Below are 23,844 nucleotides of genomic sequence, written 5' to 3' on the forward strand. Positions count from 1 at the left end.
CGTCACACCCGCTGCGGCGCTCACCTGGAGAGAGGAAGCGCGCTTGTAACCACTGTTTGAGAAGGCTGGTGTGGAGGGCACCTTCGTGGTGCTGGATGAGCGCAAAAACCTGTGGCGCGGGCACAACAGGTTGCGTGCAGAGCAGCGCTTCTCTCCTGCTTCCACCTTCAAGATCCCCAATAGCCTGATCGCCCTCTCGCTTGGGGTAGTGGCCAACCCCGATGAGCTGATTCCCTACAAGGGTGATCCCAACCCGTTCATGCGCGAGTGGCTAGCGCCGATGGGGATGCGCGGCGCGATCAAGGTGTCGAATGTGCCGCTGTATCAGGAGCTGGCCCGGCGGATTGGGTTGCAGCGCATGCAAATCGCCCTGCAGCAGTTGCGCTATGGCAATGAGCAGATCGGTGATGACGTCACCACCTTCTGGCTGCGCGGGCCGCTGGCGATCAGTGCCCTTGAGCAAATGCAGTTCCTCCTGGGCCTGGCCAAACGCACGTTGCCGTTCCCTGTGGTCGCCCAGCAGCAGGTGGCTGAGATCACGCGCATCGATGGCGCCCCTGGCTGGAGCCTTCATGCCAAGACCGGTTGGCAGAACGCTCCTGGCGCTGGTGTGGGCTGGTGGGTGGGTTGGGTGCAGCGAGGGGATGAGGTCACGCCTTTTGCACTCAACATCGCGATGAAAGGTAGTGCCGATGCCCCCAAGCGTGAGCAATTAGGTCGGCGCAGCTTGCAGCTGTTGGGAGTGTTGCCTGTTGATGATCAGAAGGCGGCACGTTGATCCAATTCCTGCCCGCTTGTGTGCCTGGTTCTCTCAGTGCTGACCCAGGCTCTTGAGGAGTGTGTCTACGGAACCTGGGGCTGTGTCTCGGTCAGGGATGCTTAGCCCGTTTCTGCAGACGGTGGTTGCGTACCCACTGGGTTGATGGGACTGGCAATGTCGCGACAAGCACGCACAGAGTGGCTTTCTTCTGAATTCCTGCGGAATCTCTTGAACCCGAAGATCATCCGTAGATTTCGTTGCATTCGGGTCGGAATCCAGGACAGTGTGAACGCAACTGGCGAGATGCTGCACCCTGGTGATCGTGATTCAAAGCCGCGCAAGTGGTGAACTCGTCTGGCGTGATGAAGTTTTGAGGACTAACCACTTCAAGGCTTACATGACGGCCAAGGCGAAAGCTCGGCTGACTGGTCGTGTCTATCGACTCGTGGATCGAGATGGTGTTGTTTTGGAACAGATCTTCCATTAGCGCTGTGATGCCCTCCGCGACGTCTGTCGTAGCTCTCAAGCACGCTTTGAACGGCCTTGCTGTGAAGCGGCGACCGGCTGTCAACTGAGTGCTTGTGTTGGCGTGCCGCTAATCGCCATCACCCCGCGGGTTCGATCCGCCTTGCGTTGCCATTAAAAAAGGAGGCCTCCTCAGACCTCCTTGGACAAGCAGTTTTCATCCTCTGCTCTGGCCGGGTTCTAACACCCCTTTTTGGGTTGACGCCATCAAATGCTCTGCAGTAGGCGCTCCAACCGAACCAGTTGTATCGTTTGGCTTCTGTAGGCAGAGCGTTGTCCATCGTCCAGCACTGGCGCAACTGGGCTTCCAATCCAAGCCGCAGCACGTGGTGATGGTGATGGAATGGAGTCAATTTCGCTGGGGGAGGAGGTTCCAGGTTTGCGTTCATTGGAGCGGTAGTCCCATGGCAGCATCAGCCCACCGTTGACACTCCACACGCCAAGGCTCTTTATCCGGGCCTCAGTTTCCAGACGCCCGTAGGTCTGCCGGTCGCAGCCACCGATGAACTGCCAGTACACAAAGGCCACGCCAGAGGCCACCAGGCTTGGTTGAGGTTGCGGCCGCCTCTGGTGAGTTCGGCGACGGAGCGGCCGTAGCGATCGGTGGCCTTGATCCGGAGCTCCACGCTGCTTCCCACGGGCGCCAGGGCCTGCAGTTGTTGCCGGGCCTGCGCGCCAAAGGGTGCCTGGCTGGATTCCGGGGCATCGATGAAGGCCAGGCGCACGTTCACGGCGCGGTTGCCCTCGCGCACCCGCAGGGTGTCGCCATCGCCGATGGAGATCACCGTGGCTTGCAGGGGTTGGGCTGCTCCCGGTCCATGCAGCAGCACCACAACCGCAATACCCAGCCACCTCACGACGAACAGCTGTAGTGCGATACCCCTCCGGCGTTGAAAAACTCCCTGGGTTTGAGTTGGTCGTATCGCGTTGCCAGCTCCGCCGCTGGTGCGCTGTAGGGATCACGGAACAGGGTTTGCAGCTCGCGGATCAGGCTGAAGTTGCCCTCGGCGGCTTGCTCGTAAGCCGGTGCAATCAGCCATTCGCGCCAGGTGATGGCGGGGTTCACCCGTTGCATCGCCGCCGTTGCCTCCGCTGGGTTGTGGATCTGCATCCGCCAGCGCTCGAGCCAGGCCTGCCAGCGCTGATCCAGGTCTTCCGAGCTGGGCACGTAGAAGCTGGCTTTGAGGTCTTCCACGCTCTCGGGCAGGGCTGAAAGCCTGCGGAAGAAGATCGTGTAGTCGGCCCTGGAGCTCACCAGCAGCTGCAGCAGTTCCTGCATCAGCTCGGCGTTGTAGCTGGGAAGGCCCAGCTTGCTGCTCCACATCGCCTCCAGCGCTTCGGCCATCGCTGCCGCAAAACCATCCTTGATGGCATCGAGCTGCTCGAGGGCCTCGTTGTTGCCCTCCAGCAGTGGCTGCAGCGATCGCCAGAACATCCCGTAATTCACCTCGGCTGCTGCCGGTTGGTTGAAGAAGCAGAAGTGTTCGCCGCCACCGGTCCAGGGTTGGAAGCGTGGATCAAACAATTCGCAGAAGCCGAAGGGGCCGTAGTCGAGCGTGTAGCCGCCGGCGGCGCAGTTGTCGCTGTTGAAGTTGCCCTGGCAGTAGCCCACGCGCATCCACTGGGCCACCAGGTGCGTGAGCCGGCCGCGGAACAGCCGAGCCAGCTCCAGCACTTGCTCGGCGAAGGGCAGTGCGGCATTGATCTCGGATCGGTAGTTCCGCGCGATCAGATGTTCCACGATCATCTGCAGCTCGCGCTTGGCACCGGCATGGGCATTGCTCCTGGCCCGGCGTGCAAACAGCTCCAGCTGACCCACCCGCAAAAACGACGGCGCCACCCGGGTGGTGATCGCCGCAGGGTTGCTCACCATCACATCGGGATCAAAGGAGCGGGATCCCTCGCTGTACCAAGGCCGCAACACGCCCTCGGCCCGCGACATGTAGAGCGTGAGCGAGCGCGACGTTGGTACCCCCAGGGCATGCATCAGCTCCTGCGCCAGAAATTCCCGCACGCTCGAGCGCAACACGGCGCGGCCATCGGCGCCCCGGCAATAGGGCGTTGGCCCCCCGCCTTTGAGTTGCATCTCCCAGCGCTGGCCGTTGAACAACCCCTCAACAATCGAGATGGCGCGGCCATCGCCGTAGCCATTGCCCGTGCGGAACGGGCATTGCTGGGTGTATTCCGTTCCGTAGATCGAGAGGGCATAGCCAGTGGCCCAGCCGTAGGGCCGCATCGCCCCTGTGGCCACCGTGATGTCGCCGGAAAACAGGCGCCTGAAGCTGTCGTCGTGGGCGAGGTCGTCGCTCAGGCCCAGCTCGGCGAACAGGTTGTGGCTGTGGGCCACGTATTCCGCTTCCGGCAGCGGTGTGGGCGTCACCGGCACGTAGTGGCCTGAAAACACCTGGCGGGGCTGGTGGTCGTTGCCATCGCCGGTGGCATCGGGATCCACCAGGAGCGTTTCCAGCAGCGAGTAGTCCACCTGCCGCGTGAAGGCCTCAAAGCTGGTGGTGGCCTGCGCTGCCATGGGGCTGGGCTCTGAAGCTGGGGCCTTCATCTTGAACGCCCTGCTGCTTCGATTGCCGACCGGCCGCCCAGCGCCTGGGTTGCCGCTGCCCTTTAAAACAGCGCCATTGCCTTGATTTTGGCCAGTTTGCCGGCGTCAAGCCCGTCGAGTTCTTCAACCTCGAGCAACTGGTCTTTCACGAGGCTGGCAAACACAAACAAGATTCCATCGAGGCGGAAATCGAATCGGCCTTCAATGATGTGGCGCTGAATGCTAAGGAAATCGTGAAGCTTCCACACGCTGTCCGCGTCGTTGAGGTTGTCGCACTGGCTGCGAACATCCAGCACCAATCGATCGATGGAGCGCTGATAAGCGGTGTTAAACGCTGTTCGAGCAATCTCCTGTTCGCAGTCGGTCCAGCCTTCTAATGTCATCTCCACCATGATCGTTCACCTGCTGTTGCGGACGCTACCGCTTTCAACTGCTGATCGCGAGTGTTTGTGACTGTTGCCAGGCCCCTGGTAACTCAAACCAGCGCAGGCTGGGATGGTCGTGATGTTCGCGGTGATAACCAAAGTGGTAACAGGCCAGAAACGACATCCACGCCGGTAGAGCAAGGCTGGCCGGATGCACTTCGTTTGAAGATTGTTGCTGCCGTTGATGGGGCAGATAGGTTCCCACCACAAACAACTGCACGGAGCTCAACAGCAGTGGCAGGGTGCAAACCAGCAGCACATTGAGCCACTCCACTCCGGCGAGCAGCAATGTGCTCCATCCCATCAATAGAAGGCTCATTTGTTGGCCACTGAGGTAGTGCGCCATGAACTGCCGGTACCACCCCAACACCGAAACATCCTGCGCAGCTGGAACATCGGGATCCAGGGCGGTGCCTGTGTGTTGATGGTGGCGATGATGGTTGTCGCGGCATCGCCCGTAGGGCAAGGCGGCGTAGAGCGCTAACGACAGCCACCCAAGCCTCTGGTTCCACTGGGGCTGCCGTTGCCAGAGCACACCGTGCATGGCGTCGTGCCCGAGGATGAACAACCCCGTTTGCAGGTGTGTGCGCAACAGGATGGCGGCCACAAGGAGCCACCACGGCAGGCTGCTCACCGGGATGGCCAGAAGCACCACCACCGTGAGCAGCCAGCTCAGCAGGATCCAGGCCGACCAGCTCAACGGGCGAACTTGAGCAGTTCTGCCGGTGAGGCCAGCAGATCGATCGCCACGAAGTAGATCTTGCCCTCGGGATTGAGCAGGAAGCGCCAGGCCACGTTCATCCCCACCCCGGCACCGAACCAAGGGGTTTGCACTTTGCCGGTCACTTTGATCTGGGTGAAACCGCCTTCGGTGGGCTCGGCATAGCCGCGCTCGGGCAGCAGTTTCAGGTTTTGGCAGTCTTCGCGGAAGAAGCGCAGGATCGCGTCGCTGCCCACGATCGGTTTCTGGAAGGGCGGTTGCAGGGCGCCGTCGCTCAGAAACAGCTCGATCAACGCATCGAAATCATTGGCGTTGAGCAGATCCATGTAGCTGTTCACGGTGGGGTTGATCACCCCTTCGATGAACACCTTCTTGCGCAGCTGCTCGGGGGTGGGCGGGGCCACCGGTTCCATCACCCGTTGGCCAACGCCTTTCTCGGGCGAGTAGCCCATGTCCACCACGAAGTTGCGAAGCAGCGTGATCTGCTGCCCTTGCTCCACCGCCTTCAGCGAGCTGAGCACTGCCGATGCGTTGGCCGACAGCTGATAGCCCTCGGGGATCGGGGCCACAAGGCCCGCGGCCATCCATTCGCCCAGCTGATACCAGAAACCCAATTTGATGTTCACTGACCAGCCCGCATAGGTGCGGCCGATGGGCGTGTCGCTGCGGTTGGCCAGATCGCACATCACCTGGCTCTGCTCAGCGAAGTTCATCGCCTTGATCTGGCTCAGCACTTGCTCAGCAAATTGCATGCGTGCTGCGGCAGGTGCAGCCACGGTGATGGTGGTGCCCATCTCCAGGTATGCATACCAGATGAGCGCCAGCTGATCTTCCGCACTGAGCTGCAAAAAGCGGGCTGTGATCGCCGGAACGGCATCAGCAGAACGGGTTTCGGGAAAAATGCGCGTGGCGCGATCAAGGGTGAACATCGAATATCTCAACTGTTGTTAAGGATTGTTAAAGCGTAGCACTCTTTCTCTTGAAAATTCGCTCGTTTCTTTTCACTGCACCCTTATGCAGGTTGTTTGCGGCGTTGCCGGCTGCGATCCGCTGCATCCTGGATCGCTCCGCTTCTCGATCCTGAAAACCGCTGCTATCACTCGGGTCTTGGTGCTGCCGGTCGCCTCGTTGGGTGGCAATTGAATCACCGTCCACCCCGGTCGTGTAGAGTGAAGCTGATTCAACGATCACTCTTCGGCGGGTTTCTCCTCCAGGCGGCGGGTTCTCAGGATTTCACCACCCGGCCAGCAACTTCCTTCAGGGCATTCAACGAATCGGGACCATAGATTTTTCAAGCATTTCATGACCATTTACGTGGGTAACCTCTCCTTCGATGCCGAAGTGGAGGACCTTCAAAGCCTGTTCGCTGAATACGGCGCCGTGCGCAAATGCAGCGTGCCCCTCGATCGCGACACCGGTCGTAAGCGTGGCTTCGCCTTTGTTGAAATGGCGCAGGAAGCCGACGAGCAAAAAGCCATCGATGATCTCCAGAACGTGGAGTGGATGGGTCGGATGATCCGTGTCAACAAAGCCGAGCCCCGTCCCGCTCCCTCCGGCGGTGGTGGTCGCTGGTGATCGTCACGCGATCCTGATGCCGCCCCCCCCCGGGGGCGGTTTTTTTGTGCCTACAACAGAAAACCCCGGCGTGATCGCCGAGGGGTTTCCGGAGCGGCCGGGCAAGAGAGAGGTGGCGCTCAGCGGGCGCGGTGTTCAAGGGCGCCTGATCCAATGCTGAAGCTCCAGCCGGCGTGGAGCCATCGTGCGCAACGAATGCTCACGGTTACTCGCCTCAAAAAACCTGTGGCACCATGCGGCTCAGCGAGCGCTCCCAGCCGTGCCCCTCATCACCCTGCGCACATCCCTTCCGGCCGTGGAAGGGTCGACCGAATTGCTGCAAGACCTCTCCGCGGCTTTGGCGCAGCAAACCGGCAAGCCCGAGTCGTATGTGATGACCATGCTCGAAGCCGCTGTGCCAATGACATTCGGCGGCAGCAGCGAGCCGAGTGCCTACGTGGAGATCAAATCCATCGGCTCGCTTCGGCCCCCAGCGATGAGTGCCGCGTTCTGCGATTTGATCAGTGCGCGCACCGGCATTCCGGCTAACCGCATCTACATCCAATTTGAAGACGTGGCAGCCGGTAGCTGGGGCTGGGATGGGCGCACCTTCGGCTAACGCGGGCTGAGCGCTTCGATCGAAACGGGCTTGAGCTTCCAGATCCGCTCGGCGTATTCCTCAATCGAGCGATCGCTGCTGAAGAAGCCGCAGCGCATCGTGTTGGTGATCGATGCCCGTGCCCAGCCCTCAGGGTTGATCCAGGCCTGATCCACCGCGTTCTGGGCGCGGCTGTAGTCGGCTGCATCCGCCATCACCAGGAACGGATCGGTTTGGGTGAGATTGTTCAGCAGAGGCTGGAACAGGCTGCGGTCTCCTTCGCTGAAATGGCCGGAGGCTATCAACGCCAGGGCTTCCCGCAGGCTCTGGTTTTGCTCCAGCCATGGCCAGGGGTGATACCCCTTGGCGTAGATCTCCTGCACCTGCTCGGCCGTGTGCCCAAACAGGAAGAAATTCTCCTCGCCCACCTTCTCGCGGATTTCAATGTTGGCTCCATCCAAGGTGCCGATGGTCACGGCACCATTCAGGGCCATCTTCATGTTGCCGGTGCCGGAGGCCTCTTTGCCCGCTGTGGAGATCTGCTCGGAGAGATCCACCGCTGGGTAGGTGAGTTGCCCGAGGCTCACGCTGAAGTTGGGCAGGAACACCACCCGCAAGCGGCCGCGCATGGCCGGATCCATGTTCACCATCTCCGCGATCCCCACGATCAGGCGGATGATCAACTTCGCCATGGCGTACCCCGGCGCCGCTTTGCCACCAAAAATCACGGTGCGCGGCGGCAGATCCTCGCCAGCTCGAAGGCGTAGATAGCGCTGAACCACCTCCAGCGCCGCCAGGTGCTGGCGCTTGTATTCGTGGATCCGCTTCACCTGCACATCAAAGAGTGAGGTGTGATCCACCAGCACGCCAAGCTCCTGATGGATGTGCTCCGCCAGGCGTTGTTTGGCCTGGCTGCGCACCTGTTGCCAGCGTTCGAGGAAGCCACCATCGCTGAGCAGCGGCTCTAGGCGTTCGAGCTGATTGAGATCACGCCGCCAGTCGCTGCCGATCGTGTCATCCAGCAGCTGGGAGAGGAAGGGATTGGCCACAGCCAGCCAGCGGCGCGGCGTCACCCCGTTGGTCACGTTGGTGAAGCGCTCCGGCCAGAGCCGGGCAAAATCTGCCAGCACCTGATCCCGCAGCAGTTGGCTGTGCAATTCCGCCACGCCGTTCGTGTGGTGGCACCCCACCACGGCCAGGTGAGCCATGCGCACGCGCCGCTTGCTGCCTTCTTCAATCAGCGACAACTTCGAGAGCACCTCCGGCTGGCCCGGATAGCGCAGCCGCACCATGCGCAGGAAGCGGGCGTTGATCTCGTAGATGATCTGCAGCTGACGGGGCAGCAGCTGCTCAAACAGCTCCACCCCCCAGGTTTCCAGAGCTTCCGGCAGCAGGGTGTGGTTGGTGTAGCTGAGGCTCGCGGTGGTGATCGCCCAGGCCTCATCCCAATCCAACCGTTCCTGATCGATCAACAGCCGCATCAGCTCGGCAACGGCAATGGCCGGGTGGGTGTCGTTGAGCTGCACCGCGAACTTGCGATGAAACTCGCTCACCGGCAGACCCTGCTTCTTGAGGATGCGCAGCATGTCCTGCAGGGAGCAGGACACGAAAAAGATCTGTTGGCTGAGCCGCAGACGTTTGCCCTGCTCAAATTCATCGTTGGGATAGAGCACCTTGCTCAGCGTTTCGCTTTGCACCTTCGCGAGCACCGCGCGGGTGTAATCGCCGGCGTTGAACGAGGCGAAGTCGAACGCTTCCGGGGCCATTGCCGACCACAACCGCAGGGTGTTGGCCGTGCGTACGCCGTAGCCGGTGATCGGCGTGTCATGGGCAACGCCCAACACGGTCTGCGATCCGATCTGAACGGGATAACACCATTCCGGCCGGATCACTTCCCAGGGATTGCCCTGGGAGAGCCAGGCATCGGTGCTCTCCTGCTGACCTTGGTGGTTGATGCTCTGGCGAAAGATGCCGAATTCGTAGCGGATCCCGTAGCCAATGGCGGGTAACTCCAGGCTGGCCAGTGATTCCTGAAAGCAGGCCGCTAAGCGTCCGAGGCCGCCATTGCCCAGTCCTGGCTCCGGTTCGCAGCGGATCAGGGCGCCCAGATCAAGCCCCAATGCTTCGCAGGCCTCTTCTGCCTCACGGCGCATGCCGAGATTCACCAGGTTGTTGTCGAGATGGGGGCCCAGCAGGTATTCCGCTGAGAGGTACGCCGCCGTCCGCACGCCGGCGGTGGTGTAGGCCTCGGCGGTGTCGACCCAGTTCTGCAGCAGGCGATCGCGCACAGCCAGCGACAAGGCCATGTAGTAGTCGTGCTGGTTCGCCAGGGTGGGCGACTTGGCCTGGCTGTAAAACAAGTGGCGCCGTATCTGGTCCGCCAGAGCCCCCTGGGCTGCAACCGTCATCCCGATCTCCACAGAGCCCACCGCATCACAGGTGTGAACCGATGGTGGTGATGGCTCCACTGGAATGGAACCTTCAAGAGCGTGCGGTGTGGATCCGCACAAAAACACAGCTTGTTATGCAGGCGGTTCTGTTCCCCTCCAGCAGTGATGTGGCTGATTGATTGAGCCAGCGGGCACAAGATCCGTCATCTGCTTGAGCTCGACATCCACCACGCGATGGGCATAGCCGGAGAGCGCTGTACGCGAGCGTGCAGCGGTGACTGCGCGAATGCGACTGCGGAACAAACCCCTGGATACAGGTTTCCAACGGTTATGCCGTTGTTCCTCCAACCGATACATGGACCTGGGCGAAATGCTCCCAGCCTGGCCATGGAACGGCAGCGCGCACTGATCCTTAAGACCTCACTTGGGATCAGTGCACCGTGATGCGTACAGCCTCACGGTGCCCAGACGCGCGACCAGCCGTAGCTGCTCAAATAAATGGAGAAGGCCTGGGCATCCGCCAGTGACTGCAATGACACCTGTTCAACGACTTTGCGGTCGCCGTTTTGTTGCTGCACCTCATGGCAGGCATTGAACAGAAGATCGGGTGCTTGGTAGATCACCCATTTGCCCCGGTAAGGGGTTTGTTTGTGGATCAGGGTTGCAATCGCGGGATCTTTGTAGAGAAGAGCCATGGATTGTTGCTACAGATACCGAACGCCATGGTCCGGCGGATGGCCAACAGCATTTCTTGAGCCTCCGATTTGTTTGTGTACCCATCGCTACCGGGGGGGAATGTTACTTGGGTTCTGGTAGCGATTGATGCCTGGGTGGCCCCCCTCCGCTCGGTTAGGTGGGCACACCTTCCAGAGATTTATGCCCAGTCAGCCGCGTCTTCAGGCACTCGAGACCATCCTTGACCGTCCTCCTGCTCCGGTGGCAGCGGCTGGTCCGCTTGAGGAGCTCTGGGCCAGTGATGTGTTCAGCCTGGAGGCGATGAAATCTGCTCTCCCGAAGCCCGTTTTCAAGTCGCTGCAGCGCACGATCAAGAGTGGCGGCAAGCTGGATACGTCGGTTGCCGATGTTGTGGCGCAGGCGATGAAGGCCTGGGCCACACGCCGCGGCGCTCTCTACTACGCCCACGTCTTTTACCCGCTCACCAACCTCACAGCGGAAAAGCATGATGGTTTCATCGCTCCTCAGGGCGATGGCTCGGTGATCAGTGAATTCACGGGCAAGCTGCTGGTTCAGGGGGAGCCGGATGGCTCCTCCTTCCCCAATGGCGGCATCCGTTCCACCTTCGAGGCCCGTGGATATACGGCCTGGGATGTCACCAGCCCGGCCTACTTGATGCAGACGCCGAACGGCATCACCCTCTGCATTCCCACCGTGTTTGTGTCGTGGACTGGAGAGGCCCTCGACAAGAAGACCCCCCTCCTGCGCTCCAATGCAGCGATGGACCACCAGGCGCGGCGGTTGTTAACGCTGCTGGGTGAAACCGAGATCGCCCGCGTGAATTCGAGCTGCGGTGCGGAGCAGGAATATTTCCTGGTGGATTCCGCCTTTACGGCGTTGCGCCCGGATCTGCAATTAGCGGGGCGTACCTTGTTCGGCGCTCCGCCTGCTAAGGGCCAGCAATTCGACGACCACTACTTCGGCGCCATTCCTGAGCGGGTGCAAGTGTTCATGCAGGATGTGGAGCATCAGCTCTACCGCCTGGGCATCCCCGCCAAGACGCGCCACAACGAAGTGGCCCCGGGTCAGTTCGAGATCGCTCCGTTCCACGAAGCGGCCAACGTGGCCACCGATCACCAGCAGCTGATCATGACCGTGCTGAAAGCCACGGCCAAACAACATGGCTTCACCTGCTTGTTGCATGAAAAGCCCTTTGCCGGTGTGAACGGCAGTGGCAAGCATGTGAATTGGTCGATCGGGAACAGCACCCAGGGCAATCTGCTCGATCCGGGCAGCACGCCCCACGAGAACCTTCAATTCCTGTTGTTCTGTGGTGCTGTGATTCGGGGCGTGCATTGCTATGGCCCCCTCATGCGCGCTGCGATTGCCACCGCCAGCAACGATCATCGTCTCGGTGCCAATGAAGCGCCGCCCGCCATCATCTCGGTGTATCTCGGCAGTCAGCTGGAGGATGTGTTCGAGCAGATTCGCAGCGGCAGCCTTCAGGGTTCCGCCAAGGCGGCCTTGATGTCACTTGGGGTCGACACCCTGCCTGAACTCAACAAAGACCCCGGCGACCGCAACCGCACATCGCCGTTTGCGTTCACGGGCAATCGTTTTGAATTCCGCGCCGTGGGTTCCGGTCAGTCGGTGGCGGGACCGCTGGTGGTGTTGAACACGATCCTCGCGGATTCCATTGAGTGGATCGCGGATCAGCTTGAGCAGCGGCTGCACTCCGGTTTGCCGCTTGAAGAAGCTGCCTTTGCGGTGTTGAAGCAAACCATGGAGGCTCACGGTGCTGTGGTCTTCGGTGGTGATGGCTACTCAGCCGAGTGGCATCGCATCGCTGTGGAGGAGCGGGGTCTGGAGAATCTGCGCACCAGTGCCGATGCCCTGCCGGTTCTGAAGAGGCCTGAGATTCGTGCGTTGTTCGAGCGCACTGGCGTGTTGTCGCCCGTTGAATTGGAGAGCCGCTTCGAGGTGTACGCCGAGCAGTACATCCTCGCGATTGAGGTGGAAGCCAAATTGGTGTTGCGCATGGCCAGAACCCAGATCTATCCAGCGGTGATGGCCTCCCTGGAGCAGCTGGTCCAATCCGTTGTGGCGCAGGAGTCGTTGGGTTTGGCGGTTGACCGCAGCCAAGTGGAACAGATCGCGCAACTCAGTCAGCAGTTGCTGCACACCTGTCAGCAGCTCCAATCTGATCTAGACGCTTCAGCTGATGGCGTGGATGCGCACCTGCGCCACTGTGCCGATGTGCTGATGCCTCGCATGGGAGCCGTTCGCGCAGCGGTTGATGGTCTCGAGCAGCTGGTCGATGACGCCCTTTGGCCCTTGCCCACCTACCAGGAGTTGCTCTTCCAGCGCTGATCGTTGTTTGTCGTCGTGTTCTTGTGATGCCGATGGAACCCTCCACCGCCTTTGCTGCGATCGCTTTGGCCGCTGTGTTCTGGGATGGCCGCCTCACCATGGCGGGCTCCCGGGCCCTGCGGCATGCCCTCGACTATCGCCAGCCGTTCAAGAGCTACGACGACACCACCATGGTTGCGCTGATGGATTCCTTAGTGGCTGAGCTCCGTCAAAAAGGAGCTCAGCACATGATGGTGGAATCGGCCGAAGTGCTGAAGCCTGAACAGCGGATGACGGCCTTTGCTGTTGCCGCTGAGATCATGCGCTCAGATGGCCGTTATGAACAGGATGAACTCAATATCCTCAGTCACCTCGCCGGTGTGCTTCACCTCAGCGACGACTTCACCTTTGAAGTGATGCGGGTGATGGATGCTCTGCATTCCGATCTCTGAGCCCGCCTTCACCAGGAGGTGGTGATGTAGTGCACGAGGTCTGCGCCCAGGGGGCGACGGCCTCGGATCGCAGCCGCCCGTTCCCCTTCCGCCGTGGCCTGGCTGAACTGGGCCATCGGCGCAGGCTGCTGCCAGGGTTCCCGTTCAAGGCCTGGGGTGGGTTCCTGGTTGGTGGAGCGGGGCTGAACCATGGCTGTTCTTCACGGCCTTGACCCTATGGATCGGTCTGCCCCCTCCCTGGTGCTAACCGCTACAGAAATGGCCTTGCTTGGGCCTTGTCAGATCAGTTCTTCTTCTGCATTCGGGCGGATTGTGCAGTCGCTGGTGGGGTAGCTCACGCAGAGAAGGGCGTAACCCTGGCTCATCTGCTCATCATCGAGATACGACTGATCCTGTTGATCCACGCTGCCCACCAGGAGCTTGCCGGCGCACGTGCTGCAGGCTCCAGCCCTGCAGGAGTAAGGGAGGTCAATGCCTTGCTCTTCAGCGGCATCGAGGATGTACGCATCGTCAGCGCAGCTGAAGGTTTCGCCGCTTTCGAGCGTGATTGTGAAGGTGGCCATGACGATCCTGAATTCAGATCTTGATTCAATGCTGTTGTTCTTGTCTGGGCTGTGGTGTGTTTGCCACTACACCTTCTCGATCAAGGGTTGGTAAGTCGGCGTCCATTCAGCTGCATCCAGGCATTGCATCGCCTCGTCGGGTGTGCGGGCAAACCTGGCCAGCCCCGCCTCTACGGCTTCCATGGCCACCGCATCAGCCACCACCCGGCCGATGCGGGGGGCATCGCACAAGGCTGGCATCAGGGCCTCGGATGGATTTCGGCTGGCGGGAATCTGCTGCGCCAGGGCATGCAGACCCGCATCAATCAACGCATCGGTAATGCGCGTGATGCCGAGGGCCACAGCTGCAAATCCCAGCCCTGGGAAGAGGAAACAGTTGTTGCACTGCCCAACGACTCGTCCATTCACCGGTTTGAACGGGCTGCCGGTCGCCACCAGTGCGCGACCGTCTGTCCAACGCCACACATCGGCCGGCGCTGCTTCGGCCAGGTGGGTTGGATTGGAGAGCGGCAGGATGATCGGGTGCTCGCATGCGCTCAGCATGCTTTCCACCACAGGCTGGCTGAAGGCTCCAGCCACGGTGGATGTTCCGATCAGCACCGTTGGCTTCACCTGATCCACCACGGTCTGCAGATCCATCACCCCGCTGCTGCTGCGCGGCCATCCCTCCGTTTCCGCTGGATCCCGCCCGAGTTCCAGAGCTGCTGGGCTCACATCCACGCTCTCCCGGGTGACCAGCCCGCATCGATCGACCGCCCAGATCCGCTGCTTTGCTTCGCTTGCGCTCAGCCCCTCGGCTTGCAGCAACCGGAGCAGACCTTCGGCAATTCCGCAGCCTGCTGTGCCCGCACCGAAGATCACAATCCGCTGATCTCTGAGCTGTTGGCCCAGCCCTTGGCATCCGGCAAGCACGGCCGCACTCGCCACGCCACTGGTGCCCTGAATGTCGTCGTTGAAGCTTGGAAGCCTGTTGCGATAGCGATCCAGGATCGTTTTTGCGGTGTTGCGGCCGAAGTCTTCCCAGTGCAGGCAGGCACCTGGCAACACCGTGGCCACTGCCTCCACGAACTCATCAATGAAGGCTGCGTAAGCAGCACCCTGCAATCGCGGTTGCCGCAGGCCTGGATACAGAGGATCGTTGAGCAGACTCTCCCGGTTGGTGCCCACATCCAGCACCACGGGGAGCACAGATTCCGGGTTCAGGCCAGCGCACAGCGTGTACACCGCGAGCTTGCCTTGACAGATATGAATGCCGCCAACGCCCTGATCGCCAATTCCGAGAATGCCCTCCGCATCGGTCACCAGCACCAGGCCGATTCCAGCGTTGGATCCAGTGCGCAGCACTTGCTCCAGGCGTCCAGCCTGACTCGCATTCAGAAACAGTCCATCCTGGGGTGTTCGGTAGGTCTGGCTGAAGCGCTGGATCACAGCTCCAACCGTTGGTGTGTAGACCACCGGCAGCACGGCCTCGAGGTGCGTGCGCAGGAAGGCGTGGAACAGCACCACGTTGCTGCGCCGCAATCCATCCACAAAGCTGAATTGCTCAAGCGGCTGGTTGATCGATTGAAACGCTTGCCAGCAGCGCTCCACTTGCTGATCCAGACCTTCACACTGGGCCGGGAGCAACCCTTCCAAGGCAAAGATCCGGCGTTCTTCCGCGCTGAAGGCTGTGCCTTTGTTGAGGGCTGGTTGGCGCAGCAGCTCAAGGCCACGCAGTTCGGTTTGTCGTGGTGCCTTCCCAACCAGAGCTGTTTCAGCGGAGAGCAGCACCATGGTGCGAACCGTTTCGGGCACTCAAGGGGATCGCTCCTGGGGCGATGGTCACCGTCACTACGAACCGATCCGCTCCTGCGTGCCTCATGACACAGATCTCTGCCACCTGAATCTGGGAGCTTTGAGCCGTTGAAGGAGGGTCGCTGATGCCATCCCACTCATTACTGGCTCAATTCGGACAGCCCATCGCCAAGCGTTATCGCCTGATCAACGCCAGCTTCGAGGTTCATCCTCACCTCGATGCCATATACGACTCCCTTGAGGATGCGCTTACGGATGCGGCGGCCTGGTTGGCGTCGCATACGTCGTCGGCCCAGGCTGCGATCGGGGTGGAGGTGTGTACGCGTTCAGGTGAGTGGCGCACCCTGCGCCAGCCGGCTCCCCTGGCGGCTTAAGGCGTGCCAACAAAAAAGCCCCGGCAACTGCCGGGGCTGTGCTTGAGGTGAATGGCCAAGACGGCAATCACTCTTCTTCGGTGGCGCCAGCAGGGATCAGTTTGATCTGCTTGCGACCCAACTTGATTTCAAATTCGTCGCCGGGCTTGAGGTCGAGCATCGCGGTGTAAGCCTTGCCGATCAGCAGGTTGCCGTTGCCCTGCACAGTGGCGGTGTAGCTCAGCTTGCGACCACCTTTGCCGCGGCCGACGCCATCGTTACCGAGGCTCAGGCCTTTGGCTTCCAGCAGAGCTTCGTAGAAGGCGGTGAAGTTCAGACGCTCGCCACCATCCTTCTTGGTGCTCACATAGCCGCAGCTGCGCACCAGGTCGGATTTGGACACGTCGCCAAGTTCTTTAACCTTGGCCAGCAGATCAGAGCCGGTGAGCATGGATCAAAATTGAATCAATCCAACAATAACGCTCAGCCGGTTCAGCGCCATCCCTTCTGCCCCGACTTTTGTCATGTTTCTGATCGCCTGCCTCTCGATCCTGCCCCTGCTCTTGATCGTGTACTACACGATTCAGCGCACCGTGGGCCATCACAGCCGCCAGGAAACCCGCCACATGATTCAGGACATGGTGGTGGAAGCCATGAACAAGCACGACGAAGACTTCGACGATTGACCGTCTAGCGGCTGCCGATCCAGCGCATCAGCGCTTTAGAAGGATCACGCAACTCGTCGATCGATCCATAGAGCCAGTCCTGCCATCCCTGTTGCGGGAGGCCACTGAACACCATCAGGTTGAGGGGATAGTCCTCGGAATCACTGCAGCGGCGGAAGTCGTCGCGGTAGAGAAACACCGGTTTTCCGAGGGCAATCGCTGCTCCCAACTCCAGCATCACCCCTTCATCCGGCGGAGTGCCATTCACGATGGCCAGCAGTGCATCCGCATCGCGTACATCCTGCAGATCCGCCTGGGCCACCCTCCAGGCCCAACCAGGCTCCGCCAGATCCACCTGGCCATTGCGACTGAACGGTTCCCACACGTCCAGGCCGATCTCTTCCAGGGCCGTGATGAAATCCGGCAACAGGCGCGCCCGCCAATGGGGCGAAAAGCCATAGGGCGATGCGAGGTAGAGGCTGGGGCGAGCCATCAGCGAGAGGCGCGATACAGCTGTTCATCCGCTGCCGCTGCGGCAGCGTTCTCCCACGGAAACACAATCCATTCGCGCGAGTCGGTGATCTCCACGGCCTGCCACCACTGCGGCTCAGCTTTGCTCACCCACACCATCGTTGTGCAGCCTTCAAGCTCTCGATAGGGAGCGAGAGTCAGCCCGGTTTCATACACATCGTCCACGATCAGGCAGCCGGGTTCGGGTGAGGCCAGCAGCGGCTGCTCGAGCCGATGGCTGAGCACAACCGCCAGCACCAATCCGCCACGGGGAATGCCATGGATGCCGCTGAAGCATTGCTCGCGGCAGCGTTCCACGATCGTGTCCACCGCCTGTTCGAAATCGAACCAACTGAGCTGCCGCATCGCGAGCTGCGCCGAGAAGCTCTCCCTCCTAATCCACGCCTGTGTTCAGCCGTGGTGTTGTGGTGGTGCAGCACCCGAGGCCCGCTGGCTCTCCTTCCAATACATCACGTCATTCGCTCGGTGTAGTCCTGTCACCGTCTGGCATTCGCCGCTGGCCATGCACACCCTGTAGTCACCGCTTTCCAGATGCTCAATCGTGGATCCGCGCGGTGTGCGCACCACCAGTCGTTGTTCCTTGGCCTCGCCCATCGCGGCACCTCCTAGTCCACCTCTAGCTCAGCCGGATCCGTGAGGTGAGCGCCACCAGGCTGAGATGGGCAAAGGCGCGGCCAACCGACAACACGGCCAGACCGATGCAAAGCGGGCAGTGCAGAACACTCATGCGGCCAGCATTGACGAGACGCCCGCTCTTGGCGGGAATCCTGCGGAAACTTCATTCGCATCCGTGCCCAATCGCTCGCTCAGCGGCGCGTTGGCACCACGGTCATTCCCACGGGAGCGAGGGCGATCAGGGCCAACTTGATGTGCTGAATCCCGAAGGGGATGCCAATGATCGTGATGAAGCAGGCCAGGGCTGAAGCGAGATGGCCGATGGCCAGCCACCAGCCGGCTACCACGAACCACAACACATTGCCGAGCAAGCCCAAGGGGCCCGTGCCCAGATCACCGCGCCCGCTCAGCTCCCGGCGGTTCACAGCTTCCTGGCCAAAGGGCCAGAGCGAAAAGGAGCCGATCACAAAACAGCTGCGGGCCCATGGCAGACCCACGATGGTGAGCGCGCACAGCAGGCCAGCGAGCCACCAACCAAGTGCCATCACCAGCCCTCCCAGCAGCACCCACAGCAGATTGAGCAGAGCGCTGATCACTGGAACGGGCGTTTGAAGCGTCAGGCGCCGGAGTGGAGAGGCTCCAGACCGATCTGGGATGCCGTCATTGTCTCCGCTTCCTGCAGCCGTTCGAGCACAAGATTCAGATCTTGATCGCTGAGTTCACCGTTGCTTTGCCATTTGAGGCAGGTTCGTCCCAGACAGGTGGCCATGGGGGGGCGTGTTGATGGCCCATCTCTTCGTCCGCCGATTGGGCTCAATCTGCTGCTCAATGGCGTTGTTCCGCTGCCCCCGAATGGGGGTATCAGGCCGCCTCGCAGTGTTCCAGGTCGGCGAGGGGGGCGGTGAAGGTGGGGTTGCTCGAGCGGCGCAGGGGCCAGCGGCGCAGCCATACGTGATCGCTGGCTGGATCCACATTCAGCACTTGATACGTGCCGTTGGGCTTGGAGCGCAGGCTCACGAAGCTGCCGGGTTGGATCGCCATCTCCTTTCCCCTGGACTCATGCATCCAATCAGGCGATGGAACGCTTTGTAAGGATTTGTGTCCACCTGCTGACGCGGGCCTCAGGCCTCGGCACGGGTGGCTTCCTGAATCAGTCGCTGCACCCGATCCAGCAGTGATTCATTGCTGAGGCGGCTGTTGAGTCGTTCCACCAGCAACGGGAAGGCCAGGGGCCCTGGGCGGGCGATTCGTTCCACTCGCCAAGTACTGCCCGCCAGGCGCTCGAGGGCTGAACGCAGGCGGTGCTGCTCGAGTTGTTCGTCGAGCACTTCACGCCGCGCCTGTTCCAGCAGCAGGCTCCCCGGCTCATGTTTCTGAAACACGTCAAAGAGAAGAGCGGCGCTGATCTGCAATTGGCCACCGGTTTTGTTCTGGCCGGGCATCGCCTGGCTGATCAGTCCGCTCACCTGGGCAATGGCCCTGAAGCGGCGCCGGCAGAGCTCAGAGAAGTTCAGCGCCTGCTCGAGATCGGATTCGAGGTGCTCGAGATCCAGCAGGTCGTCGCCGTGGAGATCGAGCAAGTCCTCAAAGGGATAGGTCTTCGGCGCCAGCAGTTCAAAGCCGTAGTCGTTCACCGACACGGTGATCGTGCTGGCTTTGTGTCTGGCGAGGCGCCAGGCCCAGAGGAAGCCGATCCCCTCGTGCACAAACCTGCCTTCGAAGGGATACACAAACAGATGGCTGCCTTCGCGGCTTTTGCACAGCTCCACCAGCAGTTGATCGCTGCGGGGCAAGCCGGAGAGGTTGGCCTGCCGCTCCAGCAGCGGTTCGAGCGCCTGCAGTTCCGGTGTGTCGAGCCGGGCTTCGCCGGCTAGTGCTTGGGCACACCGATCCACTTCGTGCCGCAGATGGCGGCTGAGGAGATCGGAGAGGGCCATCTGGCCCCCAGCCCAGGCGGGCACCGTGGCGCTCTTTTTGGTGGTGGCTTTCACCTGGGCCGTCATCTCCCGCAGCCGCACAAACTCCAGCTGCCGGCCGGCGAAGAAGAACACATCCCCGGGTTTCAGCCGCCCGATGAACGCTTCTTCCACATGGCCGATCACGGCCCCGCGCACGAAGCGCACCGTGACGGAGCGATCGGCTGTGATCGTGCCGATGTTGAAGCGATGCAAGCGCGCGATCGTTTTGTCGAGCACCCGGTAGCGCCAGGGCTCACCCTCGGCGGGCGCTTCGTCGCTGTCGAGTCGGCAGCGCACGAGTTTGCGGTAGCGGGGATAGGCCGCCAGGCAGTCACCGCCGTGCTCGAGAAAGGCCAGGCACCACCGCCATTGCGCGTCGCTGAGCTGGCGGAAGCTCCAGCTCTGGCGCACCGTGGCCAACTCCTGCTCCGGGATCAACCCCGCTCCACAGGCCAGGCTGGTGAGGTGCTGCAACAGCACATCGAGCGGTAGCTGGGGCGGGCGGCGGTGCTCCACGAGTCCGTTCTCAAGGCCCCGGCGCATCGCGCTCACCTCCAGCAATTCGAGGGCATTGGTTGGCATGAACAGCACCTGGGAGGTGCCGCCGGGGCAGTGGGCGCTGCGGCCGGCCCGTTGCAGCAGCCGGGCCAGGTTTTTGGCGCTGCCGATCTGCACCACCCGTTCCACGGGCTGAAAATCCACCCCTAGATCCAGGGAGCTGGTGCACACCACCCAGCGCAGTTCTCCGGCCTTCACCTGCGCTTCGATCGCTTCGCGCTCGGCCCGGTCGATGGCGCTGTGGTGCAGCGCCAGGGCTCCGTCCATTTCCGGGCAAGCAAAGCGCAGGCACTGATGCCAACGTTCCGCTTGGTTGCGGGTGTTGGTGAACAGCAGGGTGCTCACCCCCGGCTCGAGGCCAGCCACCAGTTCCTCATACATGCGCAGGCCCAAGTGCCCGCCCCAGGGGAAGCCATCGATCGTGTCGGGGAGCAGCGAACGGATCTCAGTGGCCCGCTGGATGTCGGCGGTGATGATCTGCGGCGGCGCCGCGCCAACGCCCACGGCCGCCTGGGCCGCCTCCTCGAGGTTGCCGATGGTGGCGCTGATCGCCCAGGTGCGCAGTTGCGGTCGAAGCCGCCGCAACCAGCTCAGGCAGAGCTCGGTTTGGGTGCCGCGTTTGCTGCCCATCAGCTCGTGCCATTCGTCGAGCACCACGGCCTGCAGGTGCGCAAACAACTCCGGTGCCTTGGCATTGGCCAGCAGCACACTCAGCGATTCCGGCGTTGTGATCAGGATTTCGGGCGGTTTGCGCAGTTGCTTGCTGCGTTCATGGGTGCTGGTGTCGCCGTTGCGGATCGCCACCCGCAGGGGCCAGCCCATGGCGCTGATTGGTTGCTCGATCGCCAGGGCTAGATCGCGGCTCAGCGCCCGCAGCGGGGTGATCACCAGCAACTGCAGGCCCCCTGGCGCTGCCAGCATTTCGGCGATCGGGCCCATCACGGCGGCGTAGGTCTTGCCCGAGCCCGTCGGCACTTGCAGCAGGCCGCTGTCCCCGTTGAGGTGCGCCTGCCAGCACTGCCGCTGGAAGGCCATCGGTGTCCAGCCCTGCTGGGTAAACCAGGCTTCGATCGGGGCCAGCCGCTCGCTCATGCCTGCTGCTCCATCAGGGCCCGGGCACTGGCCAGGCTGTCGGCTTCGCTGGCCGGTTTATCGGTGCGCCAGCGGCTGATCCGCGGGAAGCGCACGGCAAAGCCGCACTTATGGCGCTTCGACGGTTGGATGCCTTCAAAGGCGAGTTCAAACACCTGCAGCGGTTCCACCGCCCGCACCGGCCCGAACCGCTCGGTGGTGTGGGATCGGATCCAGCGATCCAGCTCTTTGATCTCGGCATTGTCGAGCCCGGAGTAGGCCTTGGCGAAGGTCACCAAGGTGCCGTCGTCGTTCCAGAGGCCAAAGCTGTAGTCGGTGTAGAGGTTGGCGCGCTTACCGCTACCGGCCTGGGCGTAGAGCAAAACCGCATCCAGCCGCAGTGGCTCGAGTTTGTGCTTCCACCAGCTGCCCCGTTTGCGTCCCACCAGATAGGGCGAGTCGAGCGCCTTGAGCATCAACCCCTCGGCCCGATGGGCTCGCGCCTGCTCCCGTAACGGTTCCAGCTCGCTCCAGCTGCCGAGGTGGTGGGTTGGCGACAGCCTGAGCCGCTGCCTGCCGTTGGCATCGCTGAGGTGCTGCACATGCTCCACGAGCTGCTCGAGCACCAGCCGCCGTTGTTGCAGTGGCTGCTGACGTTGGTCGCTCCCCTGGTGCTCCAGCAGGTCGTAGGCCATGAACGCAGCTGGGCATTCTTTTTGAAGCGAACGGCTGGGGGCCTTGCGCCCCAGCCGCCGCTGCAGGCTGGCGAAGGGTTCCGGTTGGTCGCTGTCGTCTTGCCACACGATCACCTCCCCATCGAGAGCCGTTCCCACCGGTAACTGCTCCGCCAGGGCGATCAGTTCGGGGAAGGCCTCATTGATCAGCTCTTCGCCTCGGCTCCACAGGCTGCAGCCAGCGGCACGGTGGATCAGCTGGCCGCGGATGCCATCCCATTTCCATTCCAGTTGCCAGCTCTCGGGTGCACTGCCCTCCAGCTGACCCGCTTCCAGTGGGCTGGCCAGAAAAAACGGATAGGGCCGGGCGGCCAGGTCGTCGCCATGCTCAGCAGGAGCGATGAGGCTGGTGTAGCTGGTGGCACTGGGCTCAAAGCCACCCATCAGCCGATGGGCCACCAGCGCTTCCTCGAGCCCGGCGCTGCGGGCCAGGGCTCGGGTCACCAGACCCGTGGATACGCCCACCCGGAAGCCACCACTCAGCAATTTGTTCACGAGCAGCAGGTGATCCCCCTCGAGCTCGCGCCAACAGGTCTCCACCGCGGCGTCCTGCTCCTCGCCTTGTAACGACGCCAGGGCGGGCAGGGTGCTCCCCATCCAGTGGCTGAGCGGCTGATGCGCTTCGGGCCAACGCGCCAGCGCTGGCGACGGCTGTTGTTGCCAGAGCAAGGCCACGGTTTCCGCTGAATCGCCCACCTGGGCGTGGCAGGCCTCGAACAACCACTCGGGCAGCTGTGTGGCCGCCAGGCAGATCTCCCGCAAGCGCCGGCCGGTGATCAGTCGCCGCCGCCGCTTCCCCAACAGCAGCGCCAAGGCCCACGCAGCATCGGCGGGGTCGGCGCTGCGGAAGTAGGCCTCCAGCGCCTCGAGTTTGGCGCTGGTGCTGCCGGTGCCATCCAGCTGCCGGAACAGGGCGGCGAAGGCCTCCATCAGGTGCGCTCCTCAGGCGCTGCCGTCGCCGGGGTGGTGTCGTCATCGTCGAAGCGTTCGGCTTCGAAATGTCCCTCGAGTGGTTCGGCGCTGATCCCCTCCACTTCACGGAGGTAGCGCGCCAACACTGAGCTCTGGCCATGGGTCACATACACCTGCTGCGCCTGGCTCTCCCGCACGCTCTGCAGCAAACCGGCCCAGTCGGCGTGGTCGCTCATCACAAATCCTTTGCCATATCCGCGCCGCCGCCGGGCGCCGCGCACCGCCATCCAGCCGCTCACGAAGCCGTTCTGGGCTTTGGCAAACCGGCCGAGCCCGCGGCTGCGGTGCGCCGCCGGTGGTGCGATCAGCAACCGGCCTGCCAGATCAGCGCCCCTCTCCAGCTGGGCCAGGGGCCGGGTGGGCGGCATCGCGACGCCAGCCTCCAGGTAGGGCGCCATCAATCGCTCCACGGCGCCATGCAGCAGCACCTCATCGCTCACGCCGAGTCGATGCAGCTCCGCCAACACCCGCTGCGCTTTACCGAAGGCGTAGCAGAACAGCACCGAGGGGCGATCCGGGGCGCTGCGCCACCACTGCAGGATCTCGGTAGCCACATTGGCGCCGCTCTGCCAGCGGTAGATCGGCAACCCGAAGGTGGCCTCGCTGATCATCACGTTGGCCTGCACCGGCTCATACGCGGCGCAACTGGGATCAGCGCAACGTTTGTAGTCGCCGCTCACCAGCCAGCTTTCGCCGCCCGCCTCCAGGCGGATCTGGGCGCTGCCGAGCACATGACCGGCGGAATGAAACGACACGCGTGCATCGCCGATCCGGTGCAGTTGGCCGTAGTCCACCGGCAGAAGCTGAATGTCCGCTCCGAGCCGCTCCCGCAGGATCCCTTCGCTGCTTCCCACCGCCCAATACTCCCCGCAACCCGGCCGCGCGTGATCGGCATGGGCGTGGGTGATCAGTGCGCGGGGCACTGGCCTCCAGGGATCAATCCAGGCCCGTGCTGCCGGGCAGTAGAGCCCCTCAGGGCTGAGCTGCAGCAGGCCGCCGGGGGCAAGGGGCATCGGCGGCGGGC

27 protein-coding genes are annotated in these 23,844 nt (G+C 62.2%); 8 read left to right on the top strand and 19 right to left on the bottom strand.

All coding sequences use genetic code 11. The features are described 5' to 3' along the window. Positions 1-52 precede the first annotated feature (52 nt). Complete coding sequence (gene blaOXA / locus CB0101_RS02055; RefSeq protein ID WP_256360119.1) at positions 53-778, top strand: class D beta-lactamase; 726 nt, start codon at positions 53-55, stop codon at positions 776-778. 956 nt (positions 779-1,734) lie between these two features. Here the strand turns inward: blaOXA and CB0101_RS02065 are convergent. The 5 genes from CB0101_RS02065 to CB0101_RS02085 form a co-directional block, all read right to left on the bottom strand. Next, entirely contained in the window at positions 1,735-2,142 is a 408-nt protein-coding gene (locus tag CB0101_RS02065) for a thermonuclease family protein (RefSeq protein ID WP_246833805.1), read from the bottom strand. Beyond that, the gene (locus CB0101_RS02070) at positions 2,139-3,812 is read right to left on the bottom strand and encodes a protein adenylyltransferase SelO family protein (RefSeq protein WP_029552976.1); all 1,674 of its coding nucleotides are present in this window, start codon (positions 3,810-3,812) and stop codon (positions 2,139-2,141) included. The genes CB0101_RS02065 and CB0101_RS02070 overlap by 4 nt, the downstream gene beginning before the upstream one ends. A gap of 92 nt (positions 3,813-3,904) precedes the next feature. After that, entirely contained in the window at positions 3,905-4,234 is a 330-nt protein-coding gene (locus CB0101_RS02075) for a hypothetical protein (protein ID WP_010309015.1), read from the bottom strand. A gap of 34 nt (positions 4,235-4,268) precedes the next feature. Then, positions 4,269-4,967 (bottom strand): fatty acid desaturase, encoded by a 699-nt coding sequence (locus CB0101_RS02080; protein ID WP_010309012.1) that lies wholly within the window; start codon positions 4,965-4,967, stop codon positions 4,269-4,271. Then, positions 4,964-5,917 carry an orange carotenoid-binding protein gene (locus CB0101_RS02085; RefSeq protein WP_010309009.1) on the bottom strand — a complete coding sequence of 318 codons (954 nt, stop codon included), beginning with the start codon at positions 5,915-5,917 and terminating at the stop codon, positions 4,964-4,966. Before CB0101_RS02085 ends, CB0101_RS02080 begins: the two co-directional genes overlap by 4 nt. Positions 5,918-6,290: 373 nt before the next feature. Here CB0101_RS02085 and CB0101_RS02090 point away from each other — a divergent pair, with 373 nt between their 5' ends. The 3 genes from CB0101_RS02090 (at position 6,291) to CB0101_RS02095 (ending at position 7,161) form a co-directional block, all read left to right on the top strand. Next, complete coding sequence (locus CB0101_RS02090) at positions 6,291-6,563, top strand: RNA-binding protein (protein ID WP_010309002.1); 273 nt, start codon at positions 6,291-6,293, stop codon at positions 6,561-6,563. Between the two features lie 16 nt (positions 6,564-6,579). Beyond that, positions 6,580-6,723 carry a hypothetical protein gene (locus CB0101_RS15220; RefSeq protein WP_168187929.1) on the top strand — a complete coding sequence of 48 codons (144 nt, stop codon included), beginning with the start codon at positions 6,580-6,582 and terminating at the stop codon, positions 6,721-6,723. A gap of 99 nt (positions 6,724-6,822) precedes the next feature. Next, positions 6,823-7,161, top strand: a complete 339-nt coding sequence (locus tag CB0101_RS02095) for a phenylpyruvate tautomerase MIF-related protein (protein WP_029552975.1) — start codon at positions 6,823-6,825, stop codon at positions 7,159-7,161. Here the strand turns inward: CB0101_RS02095 and CB0101_RS02100 are convergent. Beyond that, positions 7,158-9,548 (bottom strand): glycogen/starch/alpha-glucan phosphorylase, encoded by a 2,391-nt coding sequence (locus tag CB0101_RS02100; protein ID WP_043717632.1) that lies wholly within the window; start codon positions 9,546-9,548, stop codon positions 7,158-7,160. The two genes, CB0101_RS02095 and CB0101_RS02100, sit on opposite strands and share 4 nt — an antisense overlap. A 437-nt stretch (positions 9,549-9,985) precedes the next feature. Next, positions 9,986-10,225 (bottom strand): hypothetical protein, encoded by a 240-nt coding sequence (locus CB0101_RS02105; protein ID WP_010308990.1) that lies wholly within the window; start codon positions 10,223-10,225, stop codon positions 9,986-9,988. Positions 10,226-10,406: 181 nt separating this feature from the next. Here CB0101_RS02105 and CB0101_RS02110 point away from each other — a divergent pair, with 181 nt between their 5' ends. Further along, positions 10,407-12,575, top strand: a complete 2,169-nt coding sequence (locus CB0101_RS02110; protein ID WP_029552973.1) for a glutamine synthetase III — start codon at positions 10,407-10,409, stop codon at positions 12,573-12,575. A 32-nt stretch (positions 12,576-12,607) separates the two neighbouring features. Further along, positions 12,608-13,006, top strand: a complete 399-nt coding sequence (locus tag CB0101_RS02115) for a tellurite resistance TerB family protein (RefSeq protein ID WP_010308983.1) — start codon at positions 12,608-12,610, stop codon at positions 13,004-13,006. Between the two features lie 8 nt (positions 13,007-13,014). Here the strand turns inward: CB0101_RS02115 and CB0101_RS02120 are convergent, their stop codons facing one another. From CB0101_RS02120 to CB0101_RS02130, 3 genes are all read right to left on the bottom strand, one after another. After that, complete coding sequence (locus CB0101_RS02120) at positions 13,015-13,197, bottom strand: hypothetical protein (RefSeq protein WP_010308980.1); 183 nt, start codon at positions 13,195-13,197, stop codon at positions 13,015-13,017. Positions 13,198-13,284: 87 nt separating this feature from the next. Continuing rightward, positions 13,285-13,569, bottom strand: a complete 285-nt coding sequence (locus CB0101_RS02125) for a 2Fe-2S iron-sulfur cluster-binding protein (RefSeq protein WP_010308977.1) — start codon at positions 13,567-13,569, stop codon at positions 13,285-13,287. 66 nt (positions 13,570-13,635) lie between these two features. Further along, on the bottom strand, positions 13,636-15,363 hold the full coding sequence (locus tag CB0101_RS02130) for an NAD-dependent malic enzyme (RefSeq protein ID WP_010308974.1): 1,728 nt from the start codon (positions 15,361-15,363) through the stop codon (positions 13,636-13,638). 125 nt (positions 15,364-15,488) lie between these two features. On the opposite strand from CB0101_RS02130, the gene CB0101_RS02135 reads away from it, so the two are divergent. After that, positions 15,489-15,737: a hypothetical protein gene (locus CB0101_RS02135; RefSeq protein ID WP_010308970.1), complete on the top strand. Its 249-nt coding sequence runs from the start codon at positions 15,489-15,491 to the stop codon at positions 15,735-15,737. Positions 15,738-15,804: 67 nt separating this feature from the next. Here CB0101_RS02135 and CB0101_RS02140 read toward each other — a convergent pair whose 3' ends face one another. Continuing rightward, positions 15,805-16,167: an AbrB family transcriptional regulator gene (locus tag CB0101_RS02140; RefSeq protein WP_010308967.1), complete on the bottom strand. Its 363-nt coding sequence runs from the start codon at positions 16,165-16,167 to the stop codon at positions 15,805-15,807. Positions 16,168-16,240: 73 nt separating this feature from the next. On the opposite strand from CB0101_RS02140, the gene CB0101_RS15225 reads away from it, so the two are divergent. Further along, entirely contained in the window at positions 16,241-16,402 is a 162-nt protein-coding gene (locus CB0101_RS15225) for a hypothetical protein (RefSeq protein WP_010308964.1), read from the top strand. Between the two features lie 4 nt (positions 16,403-16,406). Here CB0101_RS15225 and CB0101_RS02145 read toward each other — a convergent pair whose 3' ends face one another. From CB0101_RS02145 to CB0101_RS02180, 8 genes are all read right to left on the bottom strand, one after another. Then, positions 16,407-16,874, bottom strand: a complete 468-nt coding sequence (locus CB0101_RS02145; protein WP_010308961.1) for a nucleoside 2-deoxyribosyltransferase — start codon at positions 16,872-16,874, stop codon at positions 16,407-16,409. Beyond that, positions 16,874-17,257: a phosphoribosyltransferase gene (locus CB0101_RS02150; RefSeq protein ID WP_010308958.1), complete on the bottom strand. Its 384-nt coding sequence runs from the start codon at positions 17,255-17,257 to the stop codon at positions 16,874-16,876. The genes CB0101_RS02145 and CB0101_RS02150 overlap by 1 nt, the downstream gene beginning before the upstream one ends. 45 nt (positions 17,258-17,302) lie before the next feature. Next, on the bottom strand, positions 17,303-17,506 hold the full coding sequence (locus CB0101_RS02155) for a hypothetical protein (protein WP_136643935.1): 204 nt from the start codon (positions 17,504-17,506) through the stop codon (positions 17,303-17,305). A gap of 212 nt (positions 17,507-17,718) precedes the next feature. Further along, complete coding sequence (locus tag CB0101_RS02160) at positions 17,719-18,123, bottom strand: YccF domain-containing protein (RefSeq protein WP_010308954.1); 405 nt, start codon at positions 18,121-18,123, stop codon at positions 17,719-17,721. Between the two features lie 265 nt (positions 18,124-18,388). After that, entirely contained in the window at positions 18,389-18,568 is a 180-nt protein-coding gene (locus tag CB0101_RS02165; protein WP_010308948.1) for a hypothetical protein, read from the bottom strand. 80 nt (positions 18,569-18,648) lie between these two features. Further along, complete coding sequence (locus CB0101_RS02170) at positions 18,649-21,135, bottom strand: ligase-associated DNA damage response DEXH box helicase (RefSeq protein ID WP_010308944.1); 2,487 nt, start codon at positions 21,133-21,135, stop codon at positions 18,649-18,651. Beyond that, positions 21,132-22,778: an ATP-dependent DNA ligase gene (locus CB0101_RS02175; protein WP_010308940.1), complete on the bottom strand. Its 1,647-nt coding sequence runs from the start codon at positions 22,776-22,778 to the stop codon at positions 21,132-21,134. Before CB0101_RS02175 ends, CB0101_RS02170 begins: the two co-directional genes overlap by 4 nt. Further along, entirely contained in the window at positions 22,778-23,833 is a 1,056-nt protein-coding gene (locus CB0101_RS02180; RefSeq protein WP_010308936.1) for a ligase-associated DNA damage response exonuclease, read from the bottom strand. The genes CB0101_RS02175 and CB0101_RS02180 overlap by 1 nt, the downstream gene beginning before the upstream one ends. Between the last annotated feature and the right edge of the window lie 11 nt (positions 23,834-23,844).

The sequence above is a fragment of the Synechococcus sp. CB0101 genome, assembly GCF_000179235.2.
In the GTDB taxonomy this organism is placed as follows: domain Bacteria; phylum Cyanobacteriota; class Cyanobacteriia; order PCC-6307; family Cyanobiaceae; genus Vulcanococcus.

Excerpts from the sequence above, each read along its gene's own strand:
- CB0101_RS02125 (WP_010308977.1), bottom strand. The coding sequence starts at position 13,569 with ATGGCCACCTTCACAATCACGCTCGAAAGCGGCGAAACCTTCAGCTGC.
- CB0101_RS02100 (WP_043717632.1), bottom strand. The coding sequence starts at position 9,548 with ATGACGGTTGCAGCCCAGGGGGCTCTGGCGGACCAGATACGGCGCCAC.
- CB0101_RS02175 (WP_010308940.1), bottom strand. The coding sequence starts at position 22,778 with ATGGAGGCCTTCGCCGCCCTGTTCCGGCAGCTGGATGGCACCGGCAGC.
- CB0101_RS02090 (WP_010309002.1), top strand. The coding sequence starts at position 6,291 with ATGACCATTTACGTGGGTAACCTCTCCTTCGATGCCGAAGTGGAGGAC.
- CB0101_RS02150 (WP_010308958.1), bottom strand. The coding sequence starts at position 17,257 with ATGCGGCAGCTCAGTTGGTTCGATTTCGAACAGGCGGTGGACACGATC.
- CB0101_RS02110 (WP_029552973.1), top strand. The coding sequence starts at position 10,407 with ATGCCCAGTCAGCCGCGTCTTCAGGCACTCGAGACCATCCTTGACCGT.
- CB0101_RS02180 (WP_010308936.1), bottom strand. The coding sequence starts at position 23,833 with ATGCCCCTTGCCCCCGGCGGCCTGCTGCAGCTCAGCCCTGAGGGGCTC.
- CB0101_RS02120 (WP_010308980.1), bottom strand. The coding sequence starts at position 13,197 with ATGGTTCAGCCCCGCTCCACCAACCAGGAACCCACCCCAGGCCTTGAA.
- CB0101_RS02155 (WP_136643935.1), bottom strand. The coding sequence starts at position 17,506 with ATGGGCGAGGCCAAGGAACAACGACTGGTGGTGCGCACACCGCGCGGA.
- CB0101_RS02135 (WP_010308970.1), top strand. The coding sequence starts at position 15,489 with ATGCCATCCCACTCATTACTGGCTCAATTCGGACAGCCCATCGCCAAG.
- CB0101_RS02085 (WP_010309009.1), bottom strand. The coding sequence starts at position 5,917 with ATGTTCACCCTTGATCGCGCCACGCGCATTTTTCCCGAAACCCGTTCT.
- CB0101_RS02070 (WP_029552976.1), bottom strand. The coding sequence starts at position 3,812 with ATGGCAGCGCAGGCCACCACCAGCTTTGAGGCCTTCACGCGGCAGGTG.
- CB0101_RS02105 (WP_010308990.1), bottom strand. The coding sequence starts at position 10,225 with ATGGCTCTTCTCTACAAAGATCCCGCGATTGCAACCCTGATCCACAAA.
- CB0101_RS15220 (WP_168187929.1), top strand. The coding sequence starts at position 6,580 with ATGCCGCCCCCCCCCGGGGGCGGTTTTTTTGTGCCTACAACAGAAAAC.
- CB0101_RS15225 (WP_010308964.1), top strand. The coding sequence starts at position 16,241 with ATGTTTCTGATCGCCTGCCTCTCGATCCTGCCCCTGCTCTTGATCGTG.
- CB0101_RS02145 (WP_010308961.1), bottom strand. The coding sequence starts at position 16,874 with ATGGCTCGCCCCAGCCTCTACCTCGCATCGCCCTATGGCTTTTCGCCC.
- CB0101_RS02170 (WP_010308944.1), bottom strand. The coding sequence starts at position 21,135 with ATGAGCGAGCGGCTGGCCCCGATCGAAGCCTGGTTTACCCAGCAGGGC.
- CB0101_RS02165 (WP_010308948.1), bottom strand. The coding sequence starts at position 18,568 with ATGGCGATCCAACCCGGCAGCTTCGTGAGCCTGCGCTCCAAGCCCAAC.
- CB0101_RS02140 (WP_010308967.1), bottom strand. The coding sequence starts at position 16,167 with ATGCTCACCGGCTCTGATCTGCTGGCCAAGGTTAAAGAACTTGGCGAC.
- CB0101_RS02075 (WP_010309015.1), bottom strand. The coding sequence starts at position 4,234 with ATGGTGGAGATGACATTAGAAGGCTGGACCGACTGCGAACAGGAGATT.
- CB0101_RS02115 (WP_010308983.1), top strand. The coding sequence starts at position 12,608 with ATGGAACCCTCCACCGCCTTTGCTGCGATCGCTTTGGCCGCTGTGTTC.